The sequence below is a fragment of the Paraburkholderia sp. SECH2 genome (assembly GCF_030464795.1).
Lineage (GTDB): Bacteria > Pseudomonadota > Gammaproteobacteria > Burkholderiales > Burkholderiaceae > Paraburkholderia > Paraburkholderia aspalathi.
In genome coordinates this window covers 1-15,129 of the sequence record NZ_JALPRH010000044.1, presented here as the reverse complement: position 1 = coordinate 15,129, position 15,129 = coordinate 1, and the positions used below count along the sequence as shown (strand labels likewise).

The following is a 15,129-nucleotide window of genomic DNA, read 5'->3' as shown; positions in this document are numbered from 1 at the left end:
CATGAATGGCTGAACACGCTGAGCCTTCGATTTTTATCGATCCCATCGATTCCGGACTGACATGACTGCTTCGTCTACTACTCCTCCGCCGGTTCTATCGCTGCATCAGGGAAGCTTGCCCTTGCTGATTTCGATCCCGCATCTGGGCACGCAAATCCCCGCCGATATCGCCGCAACGATGACGCCGGTCGCGCAGCGCACCGACGACTGCGACTGGCATCTCGACCGTCTCTACGCGTTTGCGAAACGCATGGGCGCGTCGATCCTGGCGCCGACCTACGCGCGTTATGTGATCGACCTGAACCGTCCGCCCGACGGTGCGAATCTGTATCCGGGGCAGGACACCACTGGCTTGCTGCCGGTCGATACCTTCGACAAGGAACCCCTGTACCTCGACGGCCATCTGCCGGACGACGCCGAAGTCGCGCGTCGTCGCGATGCTTACTGGAAGCCCTATCACGACGCGCTAACGGGTGAGCTTGCCGCGCTGAAGGCGAAGCACGGCAAGGTGCTGCTGTGGGAAGCACATTCGATTCGCTCGCACGTGCCGCGTTTTTTCGAAGGACGTCTGCCGGATTTCAACTTCGGCACGTCGAACGGCGCCAGCGCAGTGGCCGGATTGGGCGAGGAATTGGCCGCTGTGGTCGGACGGCATGGCGGATATTCCGCTGTCGCCAACGGGCGCTTCAAGGGCGGGTATATCACGCGGCAGTACGGGCAGCCGTCGCAGGGTGTGCACGCGGTCCAGCTCGAGTTGTCGCAGATTACGTATATGGAAGAGCAGATGCCGTATGCGTATGACGAAGCGCTGGCTGCGAAGATCGAGCCTTTGCTGGAAGAGCTTGTGATGACGGCGTTGGAGCGCGTTAAAGCGGCTTAACGGCGGAAGCCCGACGTCGCCGCTGTCCGCGGTATCCATTTCATCTTTCCACGCGGTTCGCCGTGCTTCGCATTCCGCGAGGCCGCGACCGCGTCGGCCCACACCGCAAAGGTGTAACAGCATGTGTCCGTGATTGCATGCTGCGGCGTTCGCGCCGAACGTATAGAGCGTTGCAGGTTTCGCTGAAGATCTGACCGGAGCCTCGTCGAAGCGGAGCGGCTACAAAAAAGCCCCGCTTGTGGCGAGGCTTTTCGATGCGCGCGCCAGGGGCGCTGCGTAACGCTCAATGGCAGCGACGTTCCCAGTGATGGTGGACGCGCACCTTGTGGCATTCGCGGTGGTGCTCGTAAGCTTGAGCGGGAGCGACAGCGCTCAGGGCGACGATCGTTGCTGCGATGGCGAGGACAATTTTCTTCATTACAGAATCCTTAAATCATGGTGGTGGTGCTAACGCTGCAGCACGTGGCGTGCCACAACGGTTCGAAAGGATGCCACACATCACGCGCGCAGCGAAGGAACGCTGACCGAATGCACGGGTCAACTCAAAACGCCGGCCTTCGTGGCGTTTTATCCCCGGGCAGCGGCGTGCCGTAGCGCGTCATTTCGATACCTCGACAGTCGCGGGATGCACGCGGGCATTGCGCCCCATGCGCAGAAGCGGCTACCCTTTCAAAACGATGACGTGTGCAAGCGCGTCATCCGTACATCGGGCAAAAAGATGGAAGACCCAGCGATGGAAGATTCCGACGAATTGCTACTCCCGGTCTGGCGAGCAAATCTGGTGCTGCTGACCCGCGAGGTCGGCGCCGCGACGCGTCTCGCGCGCATGATGACCTTTTCCGCCAGCTACCTCAAATTGATGCTGTCCGGCCAGCGCGAATTCAGCGAGGAGTTCGTGCGTGGTATCGAGGCGGTCACCGGCTTGCCGGCTGGCTGGATGAACGTGTCGCATACCGAGCAGGACATACCGGCCAATGCGCGCGAAGCGATCGACAACGAACAGCCGCTGGCGCGTTTTCGCGGCACGGCGCATCCGGTGCGCAAGAAGACGGTGCTGCGGCCACCCGAGCCGATTTTCGGCCAGACGGCGCCGGCCAAACGTGTGGAAGAAGAGACGCTCGACGCCGAAGCGCATCGGCGTCAGGCCCACTTCCGCAAGGTTCGCGATCTGGCGATACAGGACGTGCGGCGTTTCGAACGGCATTTGAGTCATGCGCCGGTGGAGCTTGCGTCGATGCGATCGAAAGTGGAGGACGTGATCGCCGCCGCCGATCTCGACGACCCGATTCAGGCCGACCTGGCTGGCCGGCTCGAGCAGATCGAAAAGCATCGGCATTTGCTGCTCAGGCATGTGGAGCGCTTGCAGGCTTTGCTTGCGCAGATTGGGGGAGGGGATTGAAGCTTGCAGCTTGTGCAGCTGGGCGTCTTTGTTGCATGCAGGCTTGTTGGACCTCCTGATCGTCCGGCCGCAGCCTAACGCCTGCGTCGCGCGTGAAATTCCGCCTCGAGTGTCCATGTCACGCCATCCTGCGCCAGCGCGACGCCGGTCCAGCGGAACGAATCTCTCGTGATGTCGGTGAAATTCCAGCGGATCGGCGTGCCGTCGGCATGAGTGCCAATCTGCACGAGATCATCGCCGACGCGCCGGCCGACCAGCTCATCGCGCTGACCGGTCAGCGGATTTATATAAGTCACGCGCCACGCACGCAGCGCCGGGTCCCACACTCTCAGCGTGGTGCCGTACATCGTGTCGGCGGACGTGAGTCCCGCGTGAGGTTCGCGGGGCGGTGGCATGATCCAAACGTCCTGCACGGCGCGGCCCTCCAGCACCCAGCCGAAATGAATCTCACCGCGGCGGCGCGCGTTGCCGAGGTCGACGCGGTAGTGCAGCACGTCCATGTCCCAACTGCCGATCAGCCAGCCGTAGAGGTCGTCGGCGGCATTGATGTCGGCGGCCCGCGCCGGGGCGCTCAAGGCGGCGTGAAAGCCGCAATCGATGGTCTCGTTCAGCATGTTCATCGTATGTGCTCCTTCGGGCGTTCAGTGAAAGCGCCATCGCCGTAACAGGCAGAACCGCGCCGGTCGCCGATGTGCTAAAACGACGATACGGACTTAGCCGAGGTGCATCTTGGGGAAAATTGCCGTCACTTTGCAGCAGGCGCTCGCGCAGCGCGCGCGGGAAGGCACGCGCGGCAGCACGAACGCGCGTCCGCTGGCTCAAGGCGCGAGCTGGGATGTCGCGGACATTCTCTGCACCTTCGGCCCACACGACCAGCCGTTCGAGGAGCGGCACGCGGGCGTGTGCATCGCGATGGTGGTGGCCGGTTCGTTCGGCTACCGGACCGCGACCGGGCGCGCGTTGCTCACCCCCGGCGCGCTGTTGCTCGGCAATACGGGTGACTGCTTTGAATGCGGCCATCGGCATGCGCCCGGCGATCGCTGCATTGCCTTCCGCTATGCGCCGGCGTACTTCGAGCGGCTGGCCGCGGACGCGGGCATCGCGAGCGGCGATCTGGACTTCAGGCGCGCGCGCATACCGTCGTTACCCGCGTTGTCGCCGCTCATCGCGCGGGCCTGTGCCGACGCGCTGGATACGGGCGGCGTGGTGTGGGACGAACTGGCAGTCGAAGTGGCCGTCTCGACGCTCAAGGCGGCGGGTGCATTGAAGCGTGCGGAAGCGCCCGCAAGCGCCGCAGCCTGGTCGCGCGTGGCGCAGACTGTGCGCCTGATCGACGACACGCCAGGCGCCGCGCATACGCTGACGAGCCTCGCTACCGCGGCGGGTCTGAGCGAGTTCTACTTCCTGCGCACGTTCCAGCGCGTGACCGGCGTGACGCCGCATCAATATGTGCTGCGCGCGCGCTTGCGAGCGGCGGCGCTGCGCCTTCACGACGACAGCGCGAAGGTCGTCGATATCGCGCTCGATTGCGGGTTCAACGATCTGTCGAATTTCAATCACGCGTTTCGCGCGGAGTTTGCGTCGAGTCCGCGTGCGTGGCGCGCGCGGGGCAGGGCGCGTCGCGCATGACGCGGTGGTTGGCGTTCGTGAAGCTGGCCGCAGCGTTGGCGCTGGTTGCGTGTGCAACCGTCGCGCAGGCTGAGGTGAGTGTTTCTTCGAGCACCTCCAGCACCCCAAACGACGACCTCTCCCCCTCGACGACGGAGCGCGACGTCCACCTCTTCGTAATCCAGAAAGACGGCTCCGTCGAAGAACATGACGACACGGTCCTGCGGGCCAACACGACGAGCGGCGTCGACGATATCGCGCAACGCTATGTGTGGTTCAACAAGGACATCGAGCGGGTGCAACTGTTGGCCACGGAAACGATCGACCTGAACGGCGTCGCGCATCCGGTCGGCCCTGAGGCGATCCGTGACGTGCAGGAACCGCGCTCAGCGGGCGCACCGAGTTTCGAAGACGGCGTGTTGCGCACCGTGATCTTTCCGGGCGTCGCGCCCGGCTCGCGCGTGCATCTGGCCTTCCGCAAGACGCGCACGAAGCCCCTTCAGGCCGGCACGTTTGCCTACCTGGTCGAACCAACGCGCGAGCCTGTCGAGATGCAGCGCCTGATCTTCGACCTGCCCGCCGACGTGCCGCTTTATGCCGATGCGCGCGGCTACGTCGCGTTGCCACCGGTCACCGCAAACGGCCGCACCCGCTACGAGTTCGATTACCAGCACGGCCCGTATGCGCCGCTCGAAGCGGGCGCGGTGGGCTATGCGAACTGGGGCGACCGGCTGATGGTGTCGACCGTGCCGGACTTCGCGAATTTCGCCGCGCGTTATCGCGGCCCTGCTGCCGACGCGACGATGAGCGACCCGGCCATCGTTCAACTCGCGCGGAGCCTGACTGCGGAGGCGAGCGACCCGCGTGCGAAGGCACAGATCCTGTACGACTGGATGCGCCTGAATATTCGCTACGTGGCGCTGTTTCTCGGCGAGACGGCGGCGATCCCGCATAAGGCGATCGACATCCTGCACAACCGCTATGGCGACTGCAAGGACCACGTCGCGTTGTACAGCGCGCTTCTCGCCGCGGTCGGCATCCGCAGCGAGGCCGTGCTGCTCAATCTCGGGCCGTACTACAGTTTGCCGGCGGTGCCCGGCTACGGCGAGAGCGCGATCAATCATGCAATTGTCTGGATTCCTGACCTATCGCTATTTGCCGACACCACGGCAGGCGGCATGAGTTTTGGCTATTTGCCGCCGAGCGTGATGGACCGGCCCGTGTTGCTGGTCGACGAGGGCGGGTTGTCCCGCACGCCGGCCACCCAGTTGCGCGAGCGCACGGCGCGCCTGCAGATCGACGTTGATGAGAGCGGGGCGGCCAACTACGCCTATCGCGTGGAAGACGCCGGCTATACCGCCGAGCTCGAACGCAATATGTTCCGACGGGCAACCCGGCAGCGCACGCAACAGATTGCGGCGAACCGTCTACTGCTGACGGGTTTGCATGGCACAGCGCAGTTGCGCACGGGCGATCTGACCTCGACCAATGGACCTTTTTCCACCTCGATGCAGGGACGGGTGGCGCATTTTGTCTGGACCGATGGGACGACCGCTGTGCCGGCCCTGACGAGCTTATCCGGCGGAATGGCCGGGCAGGTGCAGGCATGGCTGGCGGAGCCTGCGAGGACGCAGCCCTGGGCGTGCATCGGCGGGGAATTCGATGAAACGCTGGCAATGACATTGCCGAGCTTCGCCCACGTGACGGATGTGCCGCCGGATGCCACGGCGAAAGATCGTTTCCTCGAGTTTTCTTCCCGCTACGTGTTCGATCCTTCCACGCGGGTCTTGCAGGTCAGGCGACACCTGCGCGCCGCGTTCGGCCATCAGATGTGCTCTGCCGATGACTTTGCCGGCGTGAAGGATGATCTGATCCGGATCGAGCGGGATCTCGACGCCGAGGTGGTGTTGAAGGCTGGCAGGTAGGCAGGCAGGTACGGCATCGACCGTGCCCACGGCAGCGGCGGTAAAGAAGTACCGCCACTGCCGCATGAACAGCAATGCCGTCATGGGCAAAAAGAGACGCTTGGCTTAACTTCCGCTCTTGGTCACGATAGGCACCCATGCCCCGCTCTTGACCTGATACAGCGTGGAAGCGCCGCTTTTCAACGCCCCGGTGCTATCGAACGAAATCTTGCCGGTCACGCCGTCGTAATCGAGTGCCTTGAGCACCGGCCGGTAGACCGCCGGCGAGCTGGATTTTGCCTGCTGCATCGCCTTGATCGCGGCCCATGCTCCGTCATACCCAAACGGCGCGTACGACAGGATGTCGACCCCAAAGCGCTTCTTGAACTTCGCGGAGAAGTCTTTGCCGCCCGGCAACTGAGCCAACGGTCTGCCGTATTCCCAGGCCATCGCACCTTCTGACGAGTCGCCGGCGAGCTTGATGAAGTCCTGATCCATCACGCCGCCGCCGCCCACTAGCTGTGCGTTCATCCCCAGTTGCTTCATCCGCTTCGCGAAGCCCGCCGCCTGCGTATCGAGGCCGCCGAAGAAAATCAGATCGGCATTGGTCGCCTTGATCTTGGTGATCTGCGTGCTGAAGTCCACCGCATGATTGTCGGTGTATTCGCGCGTCACGATGGTGCCGCCATGCGCCTTCACCGCCTTCTCGAACTCGTCGGCCTCGCCCTGGCCGAACGCGGTGCGGTCGTCGATGATCGCGATGCGCTTGGCCTTCGTTACCTCGACGGCGTAGACGCCCGCGTTGCCGGCGTTCTGCGCATCGGTGGAAATCACCATGAAGGTGTTCGCGAAGCCACGGCCGGTAATGATCGGGTTGGTGGCGGCCGGGTCGATCACTGGAATGCCGGCCTGTTCGTACACCTGGGAGGCAGGAATCGTCGTGCCCGAATTGAAGTGGCCCACGACTACCGAGACCCCCGCGTCGACCAGCTTCTGCGCGGCCTGCACGCCGATGCGCGGATCGGCCTGGTCGTCTTCGGAGACGAGCTGGAATTGTGCGACCTTGTCGCCGATCTTGATCTTCTGGGCGTTGGCTTCCTCGATGGCAAGCCGGACACCGTTCTCCAGATCCTTCCCGTAGCCCGCGTTGGCGCCTGTCAGCGGCGCGGCGAAGCCGATCTTCACCGGCAGGTCGTCGGCGAAACTGGCCAGCGGCGCGATCGCGAAGGCAGCGCCAACGAACAGTGCAAGCGGTTTCAGCGTGTTGCGAAGACTCATGGTCTTTCTCTCCATCGACAGTTTCAGGTGTGAAAGCGGTAAGGCGGTAACGCTGGATCGACGCGCAAGCATGGGTTCGACCTCGCATGGCGCGCGTCATCAAGAGTACGGACGATCGGTCACCATCAACAATGCTGGAATACGCCGGTAGGAAGAACCCTTGGGGCGTGCGCAATGGCGTTCACATACCGGTCAATCTGGCGCGAATATAGAAAGCCAATTTGCGACCGTCTTGGCAGTTCGCGGCGCTTTGAATGAGCATTTCGGCATAGGCCGCACAGCGCTTGGGCTGGACGCCTGTCAGCGGCAGCGTGCGGGTGCGGATTGCGGCATATGCTTAAGAAGCATGGAGCCGCTGGGCAGGCGGGTAAACGGGGGATACGGCCTGCTTGTTAAGGCCTGGTTACGGCTTGCGGATGATGCTCGAGAAACCGGCGCGAGCGCGCCGGCCTGAAACTACATGCTCACTGCTCGCCTTGCTGGCGCAGCAGCTCTTCACGCAGACGCAGGAGGGGCGCCTTGGTTTCGTCGTCGGCCCAGGTGTCGAGATCGTCGATTGCGCGCTGGCAACCGTCGAGCACCAGGTCGATGTCCACCGGCACGCCGTTGTTCAGCGCGAATTCGATGGTCTCGGCGAACTGCTGGCACTCGTCCTCGCCGTACGAGATGTCGAGGTTGTCGGCGATGATTTCGGCGATGTTGCTGCGCGCCTTGTCGTCGGCCGTCACCATTTCGACGATGCCGCGCGCTACCGCCGGCGAATAGAACAGCGCGATGTCGAGCCACTGTGCGGGATCGAAGTCGGCCTGGTCGAACTGGTTTTCGAAGTACTCGATTGCTTCCTGCTCGTGCGCTTCGTCCGCGTCGACGCTGATGCACAACTGCTCAAAAAACTCTTCCCGCTCGCTGCGGATATAACCGTCCATCGATGCCTCGTCTGCTAAATGCGAAATGCCGGATGCCTTAAAAAAATGCGGCGCGGGCGGGTGGCGGCCCACGCCTGCTCGGCACGCATTATAGGACCTAAGCCGTTTCCGCCACCCACGCGTCGAACCATTCACGCGGTTGCGCGATTTCGTTTTGCGCCGCCACCAGTTCCAGCTCGTAGCGCCCGGCCTGCCATGTCGTTTTCACGACGCCGTTCACGGCGGCCAGCGTGTGCTCGAAGGCCGAGCGGATCGAATCGCCCAGCAGCGTGCGCGCGACGAACACCGCGCTCGTCAGATCGCCGACGCCCACCGGCTGCCGCGCGAACGGGTAGAGCGGACGCTGGCCCATCCAGGCCTCGCGCTCGGTGACGACCAGCATGTTGAAACGGTCGGCGGGACTGTTGCGATCGAGCAGGTGTTTGACCAGCATGAGCTTCGGCCCGCGGGCGATAACCTCGCGGCACGCGGTCACTGCTTCTTCGAGCGTCTCGATCTCGCGGCCCACGAGGCGCTGCAACTCGGTATGGTTCGGCGCCATCGCGTCGGCCACTTCCGGCATGGTGCGCACGAGAAATTCCTGAATGCCCGGTTCGACCTTGCAGCCGCTCGCGGCGCCCATCACCGGATCGCAGAAGTACCACGCGCGCGGATTGGCGGCCTTCACGGCCTTGACGATCTCCAGCACCGCTTGCGCCTGCTCGGGCGTGCCCAGATAGCCCGACAGCACGGCGTCGCAGCGCGGCAGCATGCCGATCGCGCCGATCCCTTCGACGAGTTCTTCCATCTGCGAGGCCTCGATCGCGCCGCCGGTCCAATGACCGTATTGCGTGTGGTTCGAGAACTGCACGGTATTGAGCGGCCAGACATTGACGCCGAGCCGCCGCATCGGGAATTCGGCCGCGCTATTGCCGGCGTGCCCGAAGACGACATGTGACTGGATGCTCAGAACGTTTTTCGTCATGGTGTGGCCCGCGCCAGCGTGGTGCGCGATCAATGAGAACGGAAGGATGGCCGCGGTAACGAACCGGCTTTGGCCGGGCGCCTGAAGCGGCGTGATTGTGTTTCGTGACTGTTCTTCAGATGGTGCAAGAAAAATGCGCGATCTGCATAGTCAGGAAACAATACATGAGTTTGTCACGCGCGAGTCGATCCGTCCCCGTGTTGTTGCGTCGAACCATCAGGATAGTTCGCGATACAAGGCCAGATAGCGCTCGGCCGAGGCGCCCCAGCCGAAATCCTGGTGCATCGCGCGGCGTTGCGTGGCTTTCCACTCGGTGCGCCGGTCATAGAGCGCAAACGCGCGGCGGATCGCCGCCGCAATGCCTTTCGGCTCGAATCGTTCGAAGACGAAGCCTGTAGCGAGGTCCTCGGCGAGATTTTCGAGCGACGCGTCCACAACAGTGTCCGCGAGGCCGCCGACGCAATGCACGAGCGGCAGCGACCCATAAGCCAGCGCATACAGTTGCGTCAGCCCGCAAGGCTCGAAGCGCGACGGCACCGCGATCACGTCGCTGCCGGCGACGATCGTATGCGCGAGCGTTTCGTCGAAACCCAGTTCGACCGCCACCGATTCCGGATGCGCATGCGCGGCGTGTTTCAAACCGTTTTCGAGCGCCGGGTCGCCGGTGCCGAACACCACTAGCTGCCCGCCGCGTTTGACAATTTCCGGCACCGCCTCGAGCAGCAGGTCAAGGCCTTTCTGCTCGGTCAGCCGGCTCACCACGCCGAATAGCAGCGCATCGCTTTTCTGCGCGAGGCCGAAGCGCTTTTGCAGCGCCTCTTTGCAGGCCAGTTTGCCGGCGAGACGGGTGTCCGTGTAGTGATCTTCGAGCAGCGCGTCGGTGGCGGGATTCCACACCGAGTAATCGACGCCGTTCAGGATGCCGCTCAGATCGTGCGAGCGATGGCGCAGCAACCCGTCTAGCCCGCCACCTTGGGCCAGGGTCTGGATTTCGCGGGCGTAGGTGGGGCTGACGGTGGTGATGCGGTCGCTGTAGTAAAGGCCTGCCTTGAGAAACGACAACTGCCCATAGAATTCGACGCCGCGCATGTTGAAGAAGTCGTCAGGCAGCGCCAACTGGCCGAACTGATGCGCCGGAAACACGCCCTGATACGCGAGGTTGTGCACAGTAAAGACGCTGCGCGCGAACGAGCGGCCGTGCTGCCGTTCAGCCGCCTTCAGATAGGCGGGCGCGAGTCCGGCGTGCCAGTCGTGCGCGTGGACGATCTGCGGCGCCCACGCCGGATCGAGGTGCTGCGCCAGTTGGGCGGCGACCCAGCCGAGCAGGGCGAAGCGTTGCGCATTGTCGCCGTACGGTACGTGTTCGTCGTTCAGATAGGGGTTGCCGGGCCGGTCGTACAGCGAGCCGGCGCGGATCACATAGACGATCAGGCCGTTCGACGGCAGCGTGCCCTGTTCGAGCGTGACGCCCGGCGAGTCGAAGCGGCGGCCCAACTGCGCCACCGGCCGCAAGTCCGTCAAGCCGGCGACCACTGCCGGAAAGCCGGGCAGCAGCACCCGCACGTCGGCGCCGCGCTCGATCAGCGCGGGCGGCAACGCGCCTGCGACGTCGGCGAGACCGCCCGTTTTGAGGAGGGGATACAGCTCGCTTGCGACGTGCAGGGCGCGAATCGTCATAGGCTCGGTCTCGTTCCTGTTAGTGCGGGTTTGCGGCAGGTCTGCGGCAGTTTGCGCGGGCGGCAAGACGGGCGGCCGGCTCCTCGCCAGCCCGTTCGTTTTGCCGCCCCGGCGACGATTACGTCCCCTTCTGCCGCAGTGCGTCGGGCGTGACCAGCACGACGCCGTCGTCGGTGCGATAGAAGCGTTCGGCGTCCGCCGCCGGATCTTCACCGATCACCGTGCCGTCCGGAATGGTGCAGCCGCGGTCAATCACGACTTTCTGCAGCCGGCAGCTCGCGCCGACGGTGACCTGCGGCAACAAGACTGCCTCATTGATATTACAGAACGAACTCACTTTGACGTTCGACGACAACACCGAACGCGAAATCTGCGAACCCGAGATCACGCAGCCGCCGCACACGATCAGGTTGTTGCCGGTGCCTTGCAGACCTTTCAGATCGCGTACGAACTTGGCCGGCGGCAACTGTTCCTGATACGTCCAGATCGGCCAGTTGCGGTCGTACAGATCGAGCGTCGGGATGGTGGAGGCAAGATCGAGGTTTGCTGCCCAGTAGGCGTCGATCGTGCCGACGTCGCGCCAGTACGGCTCCACGCTCGGATCCGACGATACACACGACATGCTGAACGGATGCGCGATCGCCGTGCCTTGCGTGACGACGCGCGGCAGGATGTCCTTGCCGAAGTCGTGATCGGTGTCGACGCTCGAGATGTTCTCTTCGAGCAGCGAATACAGGTAATCGGCGCTGAACACGTAGATGCCCATGCTGGCGAGCGCCGAATCCGGGCGGCCCGGCATGGCGGGCGGGTCGGCGGGTTTTTCGACGAAGCCGGTCACGCGGCGGTTTTCATCCACATGCATTACGCCGAAGGCCACCGCTTCCATGCGCGGCACCTCGATGCAGCCGACCGTGCAATCCGCGCCGCTTTCCGCGTGATCCGCGATCATGCGCGTGTAATCCATCTTGTAGATGTGGTCGCCCGCCAGCACCACCACGTATTTCGGCCGGATCGAGCGGATGATGTCGAGATTCTGGAATACGGCGTCCGCGGTGCCGCGGTACCAGTGGGCGCCTTCCACCCGCTGCTGCGCCGGCCAGAGGTCGATGAATTCGCCGAATTCGCCGCGCAGGAAGCCCCAGCCGCGCTGCAGGTGGCGCAATAGCGAGTGCGCCTTGTATTGCGTGACCACCGCGATGCGGCGGATGCCGGAGTTCAGACAGTTGGAGAGCGCGAAGTCGATGATCCGGTACTTGCCGCCGAAGTGCACCGCTGGTTTGACGCGCTTGTTCGTGAGCGGCCCGAGCCGCGTGCCCCGTCCGCCCGCGAGGACGATAGCGAGGGTGGTGCGTTGCAGATCGTTCAGCCGTGCCGGAGTTTCCATGTCCGTCTCCTTTATCGACCTGAGTTGGCGCTTTAGCGCTTACTCCGGTCCCTTGCAAGATAGTTGCTGATTGGTATGCCCCGGGTGGTCTTGTTATCTCGCTCTGCGTTATTGATTCGTGCTGCCAGGCGGCTTTCGTCTTGGCGGGCCCGTCTGCTAGTTCTAGCACCGAATTGCCGCCGGCGAATAGTCTGAATTGTGCGGATGCAACTCGCGCGGCCGCCTTGAGAACGATCAACCCTTGCGCGGGACGCATCCGTGCGGCACGACACATAGGGCGCAAGGCGACTCGCCGCAATATGCGTGCCACACCGGCCGGCGCCGCCATGAGCTTGCGCGCGCGGCAGCAGAGTCCGGCGGCGCGTCGTAGAATCGTCCGCTTTGAACGGGGTGTGGGCGTTGCTTTCCAGCGCCCTGAGCCTGCCTGCTTCCCGCCGATTTCCCTTTGCAAGAAAACGATCGATGAATTTTCGCCGCCAGTCTTTGTTCGCCATCTTGAACGCCTGCGTGCTAGCCGCTGCACCTGGTGCTTTCGCCGCCTCGCCGGCCAGTACGGCTGTTGCGGGTAGTGCGGCCAGCTCGGGGCATTCGGGTGGTTCAGGTGGCTCTCCCACCCAGCCAGGTCCCGCGGCTACCAGCGCCACTCCGGCTGCGGCCGTCGACAACAGCGGTCCGGCGTACGGCCCCGAGTTGCAGGGCTTCAACTATCCGGCGCCGGTCGAGCAATACGACCTCACCTCGCAAGGTGTGGCGCTGCACATGGCATACATGGATATCAAGCCGGAGCATGCGAACGGCCGCACGGCCGTATTGCTGCACGGCAAGAACTTTTGCGCGGCGACGTGGGACGCGACGATTCATCGCCTGAGCGACGCCGGCTATCGGGTGATCGCGCCGGATCAGATCGGTTTTTGTAAATCGAGCAAGCCTGAGCACTATCAGTACAGCTTTCAACAACTGGCGCGCAATACGCATGCGTTGCTCGAATCGCTCGGCGTGACCGATGCGACTGTGATCGGCCATTCGACCGGCGGCATGCTCGCGATCCGCTATGCGCTGATGTATCCGCATGAAACGCAGCAACTGGTGCTGGTCAATCCGATCGGCCTCGAAGACTGGAAGGCGAAGGGTGTGCCGTCGCTATCTGTCGACCAATGGTACGAGCGCGAGCTGAAGACGACCGCGGACAGCATTCGCCGTTACGAGCAGGCGACCTATTACGCGGGCCAGTGGCGCGCCGACTATGAGCCGTGGGTGCAGATGCTGGCGGGGATGTACCGTGGCCCGGGCAAGCAGATCGTGGCGTGGAATTCTGCGTTGCTGTACGACATGATTTACACGCAGCCCGTGGTGTACGAGCTCAGCCACCTGAGCATGCCGACGCTGCTACTGATCGGCCAGAAGGACACGACCGCGATCGGCAAGGATGCGGCGCCGCCTGACGTGCGCGCAAAGATCGGCCACTACCCCGAACTGGGCAAGGCCGCCGCGAAGGCGATTCCGCACGCGACGCTCGTCGAATTCGCCGACTTAGGACACGCGCCGCAGATGCAGGACCCACAGGCGTTTCATAAGGCGCTGCTCGATGGCCTGGCGGCGGTGCCGGCTAATCGGTGAGTTTTGGCGCGTGTATAAGCTTGGGCCTGAGCGCTAGGGCGTGGGATTGAGTTGAAGCGCTTTAGCCGAGGTCAGAGCCCAACGTATGAGCTTGATTTGAAAGTTGGAATTGAGTTCGAACTCGCACGGCGCTGACTGAGCGCGATGAGCATTGCGGCTGGGCAACCTGATGTCCGTGTATTCAGGGCAACCAGCCAATCGACGAAAAAAGAAGGGCGGCCTGTGCTGATACAGGCTGCCCTTTTTTGTTACTTGCAGGCGTGGTTACTTACCGGCGCTCAACTCGTCACGCACTTGCGCGCCGATCTCAAACGAACGCAGCCGTGCATTGTGATCGTAGATTTGCGCGGTCAGCATCAATTCATCCGCACCGGTCTGATCGATGATCGACCGGAGTCCTTCGCGAACCGTATCGCGATCGCCGATGACGGAGCAAGCGAGCGAATGCGCGACGCCGTTCAACTCAATCTCCGAGGCTTCGATGCGCTCGACCGGCGGCTGCAACTGACCGGGCGTGCCGCGCCGCAGGTTGACGAACTGCTGTTGCAGCGAGGTGAACAGACGTCGCGCTTCCTCGTTGCTATCGGCGGCGAACAGATTGACGCCGACCATGGCGTAGGGCTTGTCGAGCGTTGTCGACGGACGGAATTGCTCGCGATAGACCTTTAGCGCGGTGAACATATGATCGGGCGCGAAGTGCGACGCAAACGCGAACGGCAGACCGAGCGCGGCCGCCAGTTGCGCACTGTACAGCGATGAGCCGAGCAGCCACAGCGGCACATGAAGGCCTGCACCGGGGACAGCGCGAATACGCTGACCCGGCACCGGATCGGCGAAATAGCGTTGCAACTCGACGACGTCGTCGGGGAAGGACTCTGCGCTATTTTGCAGATCGCGGCGCAGCGCGCGGGCGGTGCTTTGATCGGTACCGGGCGCGCGGCCGAGGCCCAGGTCGATGCGATCCGGATAGAGCGAGGCGAGGGTACCGAACTGTTCCGCGATGACGAGCGGTGCGTGGTTGGGCAGCATGACGCCGCCGGAGCCGACGCGGATTTTCTTGGTGCCACCGGCGACGTGGCCGATCACGACAGCGGTGGCTGCGCTGGCGATGCCCGTCATGTTGTGGTGTTCTGCGAGCCAGAAGCGGCGATAGTTCCAGTTTTCCGCGTGCTGGGCGAGGTCCAATGTGTTTTTGAACGCGTCCGCGGGGGTGGCACCTGCGATGACTGGCGATAGGTCGAGGACCGAGAAGGGGATCATTTTCTGTTCATTTGCTGTTTCGGGCGCTTTCGCGCGATGGGGCATTGTGGCAAAGGTTTTGGTTTTCTGCTGAGTGCTCAGGGATGTCCACGTTCGTGGAAGGGGGTTAATGGTTTTTGCCTGCGGCTTGCCTTGTTTGTCAGTGTTCTTGGGGCTTTGGCCTTTCCTTGATCTGGGTTTGGTGCCTTTCCTTGCATTGTTAGTGGTTTATTAGCGTTGCCCCTGTGCGGGG

The 15,129-nt window shown here is 63.3% G+C and carries 13 protein-coding genes; 5 read left to right on the top strand and 8 right to left on the bottom strand.

The features are described from left to right. The first annotated feature begins 61 nt into the window (after positions 1 to 61). A complete protein-coding gene (gene hutG / locus M0D66_RS36575) occupies positions 62 to 880 on the top strand; it encodes an N-formylglutamate deformylase (protein WP_200652156.1) in 819 nt (272 codons plus the stop codon). Positions 881 to 1,163: 283 nt separating this feature from the next. Here hutG and M0D66_RS36570 read toward each other — a convergent pair whose 3' ends face one another. Beyond that, a complete protein-coding gene (locus M0D66_RS36570) occupies positions 1,164 to 1,298 on the bottom strand; it encodes a hypothetical protein (protein WP_266212797.1) in 135 nt (44 codons plus the stop codon). A 315-nt stretch (positions 1,299 to 1,613) separates the two neighbouring features. On the opposite strand from M0D66_RS36570, the gene M0D66_RS36565 reads away from it, so the two are divergent. Then, complete coding sequence (locus M0D66_RS36565) at positions 1,614 to 2,279, top strand: hypothetical protein (protein ID WP_093646809.1); 666 nt, start codon at positions 1,614 to 1,616, stop codon at positions 2,277 to 2,279. Positions 2,280 to 2,353: 74 nt separating this feature from the next. Here the strand turns inward: M0D66_RS36565 and M0D66_RS36560 are convergent, their stop codons facing one another. After that, complete coding sequence (locus M0D66_RS36560; RefSeq protein ID WP_266212796.1) at positions 2,354 to 2,899, bottom strand: hypothetical protein; 546 nt, start codon at positions 2,897 to 2,899, stop codon at positions 2,354 to 2,356. Positions 2,900 to 3,008: 109 nt separating this feature from the next. Here M0D66_RS36560 and M0D66_RS36555 point away from each other — a divergent pair, with 109 nt between their 5' ends. After that, the gene (locus M0D66_RS36555; RefSeq protein ID WP_266212795.1) at positions 3,009 to 3,908 is read left to right on the top strand and encodes a helix-turn-helix transcriptional regulator; all 900 of its coding nucleotides are present in this window, start codon (positions 3,009 to 3,011) and stop codon (positions 3,906 to 3,908) included. Further along, the gene (locus M0D66_RS36550; RefSeq protein WP_266212794.1) at positions 3,905 to 5,812 is read left to right on the top strand and encodes a DUF3857 and transglutaminase domain-containing protein; all 1,908 of its coding nucleotides are present in this window, start codon (positions 3,905 to 3,907) and stop codon (positions 5,810 to 5,812) included. The genes M0D66_RS36555 and M0D66_RS36550 overlap by 4 nt, the downstream gene beginning before the upstream one ends. Positions 5,813 to 5,917: 105 nt before the next feature. Here the strand turns inward: M0D66_RS36550 and M0D66_RS36545 are convergent, their stop codons facing one another. The 5 genes from M0D66_RS36545 to glgC form a co-directional block, all read right to left on the bottom strand. After that, positions 5,918 to 7,069, bottom strand: coding sequence for a branched-chain amino acid ABC transporter substrate-binding protein (locus M0D66_RS36545; protein ID WP_054040549.1), 1,152 nt, complete (start codon positions 7,067 to 7,069; stop codon positions 5,918 to 5,920). Positions 7,070 to 7,533: 464 nt separating this feature from the next. Continuing rightward, positions 7,534 to 7,995 carry a hypothetical protein gene (locus M0D66_RS36540; RefSeq protein WP_054040547.1) on the bottom strand — a complete coding sequence of 154 codons (462 nt, stop codon included), beginning with the start codon at positions 7,993 to 7,995 and terminating at the stop codon, positions 7,534 to 7,536. A gap of 97 nt (positions 7,996 to 8,092) precedes the next feature. Continuing rightward, complete coding sequence (gene pdxY, locus M0D66_RS36535) at positions 8,093 to 8,959, bottom strand: pyridoxal kinase PdxY (protein WP_054040545.1); 867 nt, start codon at positions 8,957 to 8,959, stop codon at positions 8,093 to 8,095. A 216-nt stretch (positions 8,960 to 9,175) separates the two neighbouring features. After that, positions 9,176 to 10,636, bottom strand: coding sequence for a glycogen synthase GlgA (gene glgA, locus M0D66_RS36530; RefSeq protein WP_093646776.1), 1,461 nt, complete (start codon positions 10,634 to 10,636; stop codon positions 9,176 to 9,178). 118 nt (positions 10,637 to 10,754) lie between these two features. After that, positions 10,755 to 12,020 (bottom strand): glucose-1-phosphate adenylyltransferase, encoded by a 1,266-nt coding sequence (gene glgC / locus M0D66_RS36525; protein WP_200621793.1) that lies wholly within the window; start codon positions 12,018 to 12,020, stop codon positions 10,755 to 10,757. Between the two features lie 462 nt (positions 12,021 to 12,482). On the opposite strand from glgC, the gene M0D66_RS36520 reads away from it, so the two are divergent. After that, positions 12,483 to 13,637, top strand: a complete 1,155-nt coding sequence (locus M0D66_RS36520) for an alpha/beta fold hydrolase (RefSeq protein ID WP_266212793.1) — start codon at positions 12,483 to 12,485, stop codon at positions 13,635 to 13,637. Positions 13,638 to 13,901: 264 nt separating this feature from the next. Here the strand turns inward: M0D66_RS36520 and M0D66_RS36515 are convergent, their stop codons facing one another. Next, positions 13,902 to 14,897: an LLM class flavin-dependent oxidoreductase gene (locus tag M0D66_RS36515; protein ID WP_266212792.1), complete on the bottom strand. Its 996-nt coding sequence runs from the start codon at positions 14,895 to 14,897 to the stop codon at positions 13,902 to 13,904. Between the last annotated feature and the right edge of the window lie 232 nt (positions 14,898 to 15,129).

Coding starts and splice junctions, on each gene's coding strand:
- hutG (WP_200652156.1), top strand. CDS start 62: ATGACTGCTTCGTCTACTACTCCTCCGCCGGTTCTATCGCTGCATCAG.
- M0D66_RS36570 (WP_266212797.1), bottom strand. CDS start 1,298: ATGAAGAAAATTGTCCTCGCCATCGCAGCAACGATCGTCGCCCTGAGC.
- M0D66_RS36565 (WP_093646809.1), top strand. CDS start 1,614: ATGGAAGATTCCGACGAATTGCTACTCCCGGTCTGGCGAGCAAATCTG.
- M0D66_RS36560 (WP_266212796.1), bottom strand. CDS start 2,899: ATGAACATGCTGAACGAGACCATCGATTGCGGCTTTCACGCCGCCTTG.
- M0D66_RS36550 (WP_266212794.1), top strand. CDS start 3,905: ATGACGCGGTGGTTGGCGTTCGTGAAGCTGGCCGCAGCGTTGGCGCTG.
- M0D66_RS36545 (WP_054040549.1), bottom strand. CDS start 7,069: ATGAGTCTTCGCAACACGCTGAAACCGCTTGCACTGTTCGTTGGCGCT.
- M0D66_RS36540 (WP_054040547.1), bottom strand. CDS start 7,995: ATGGACGGTTATATCCGCAGCGAGCGGGAAGAGTTTTTTGAGCAGTTG.
- pdxY (WP_054040545.1), bottom strand. CDS start 8,959: ATGACGAAAAACGTTCTGAGCATCCAGTCACATGTCGTCTTCGGGCAC.
- glgA (WP_093646776.1), bottom strand. CDS start 10,636: ATGACGATTCGCGCCCTGCACGTCGCAAGCGAGCTGTATCCCCTCCTC.
- glgC (WP_200621793.1), bottom strand. CDS start 12,020: ATGGAAACTCCGGCACGGCTGAACGATCTGCAACGCACCACCCTCGCT.
- M0D66_RS36520 (WP_266212793.1), top strand. CDS start 12,483: ATGAATTTTCGCCGCCAGTCTTTGTTCGCCATCTTGAACGCCTGCGTG.
- M0D66_RS36515 (WP_266212792.1), bottom strand. CDS start 14,897: ATGATCCCCTTCTCGGTCCTCGACCTATCGCCAGTCATCGCAGGTGCC.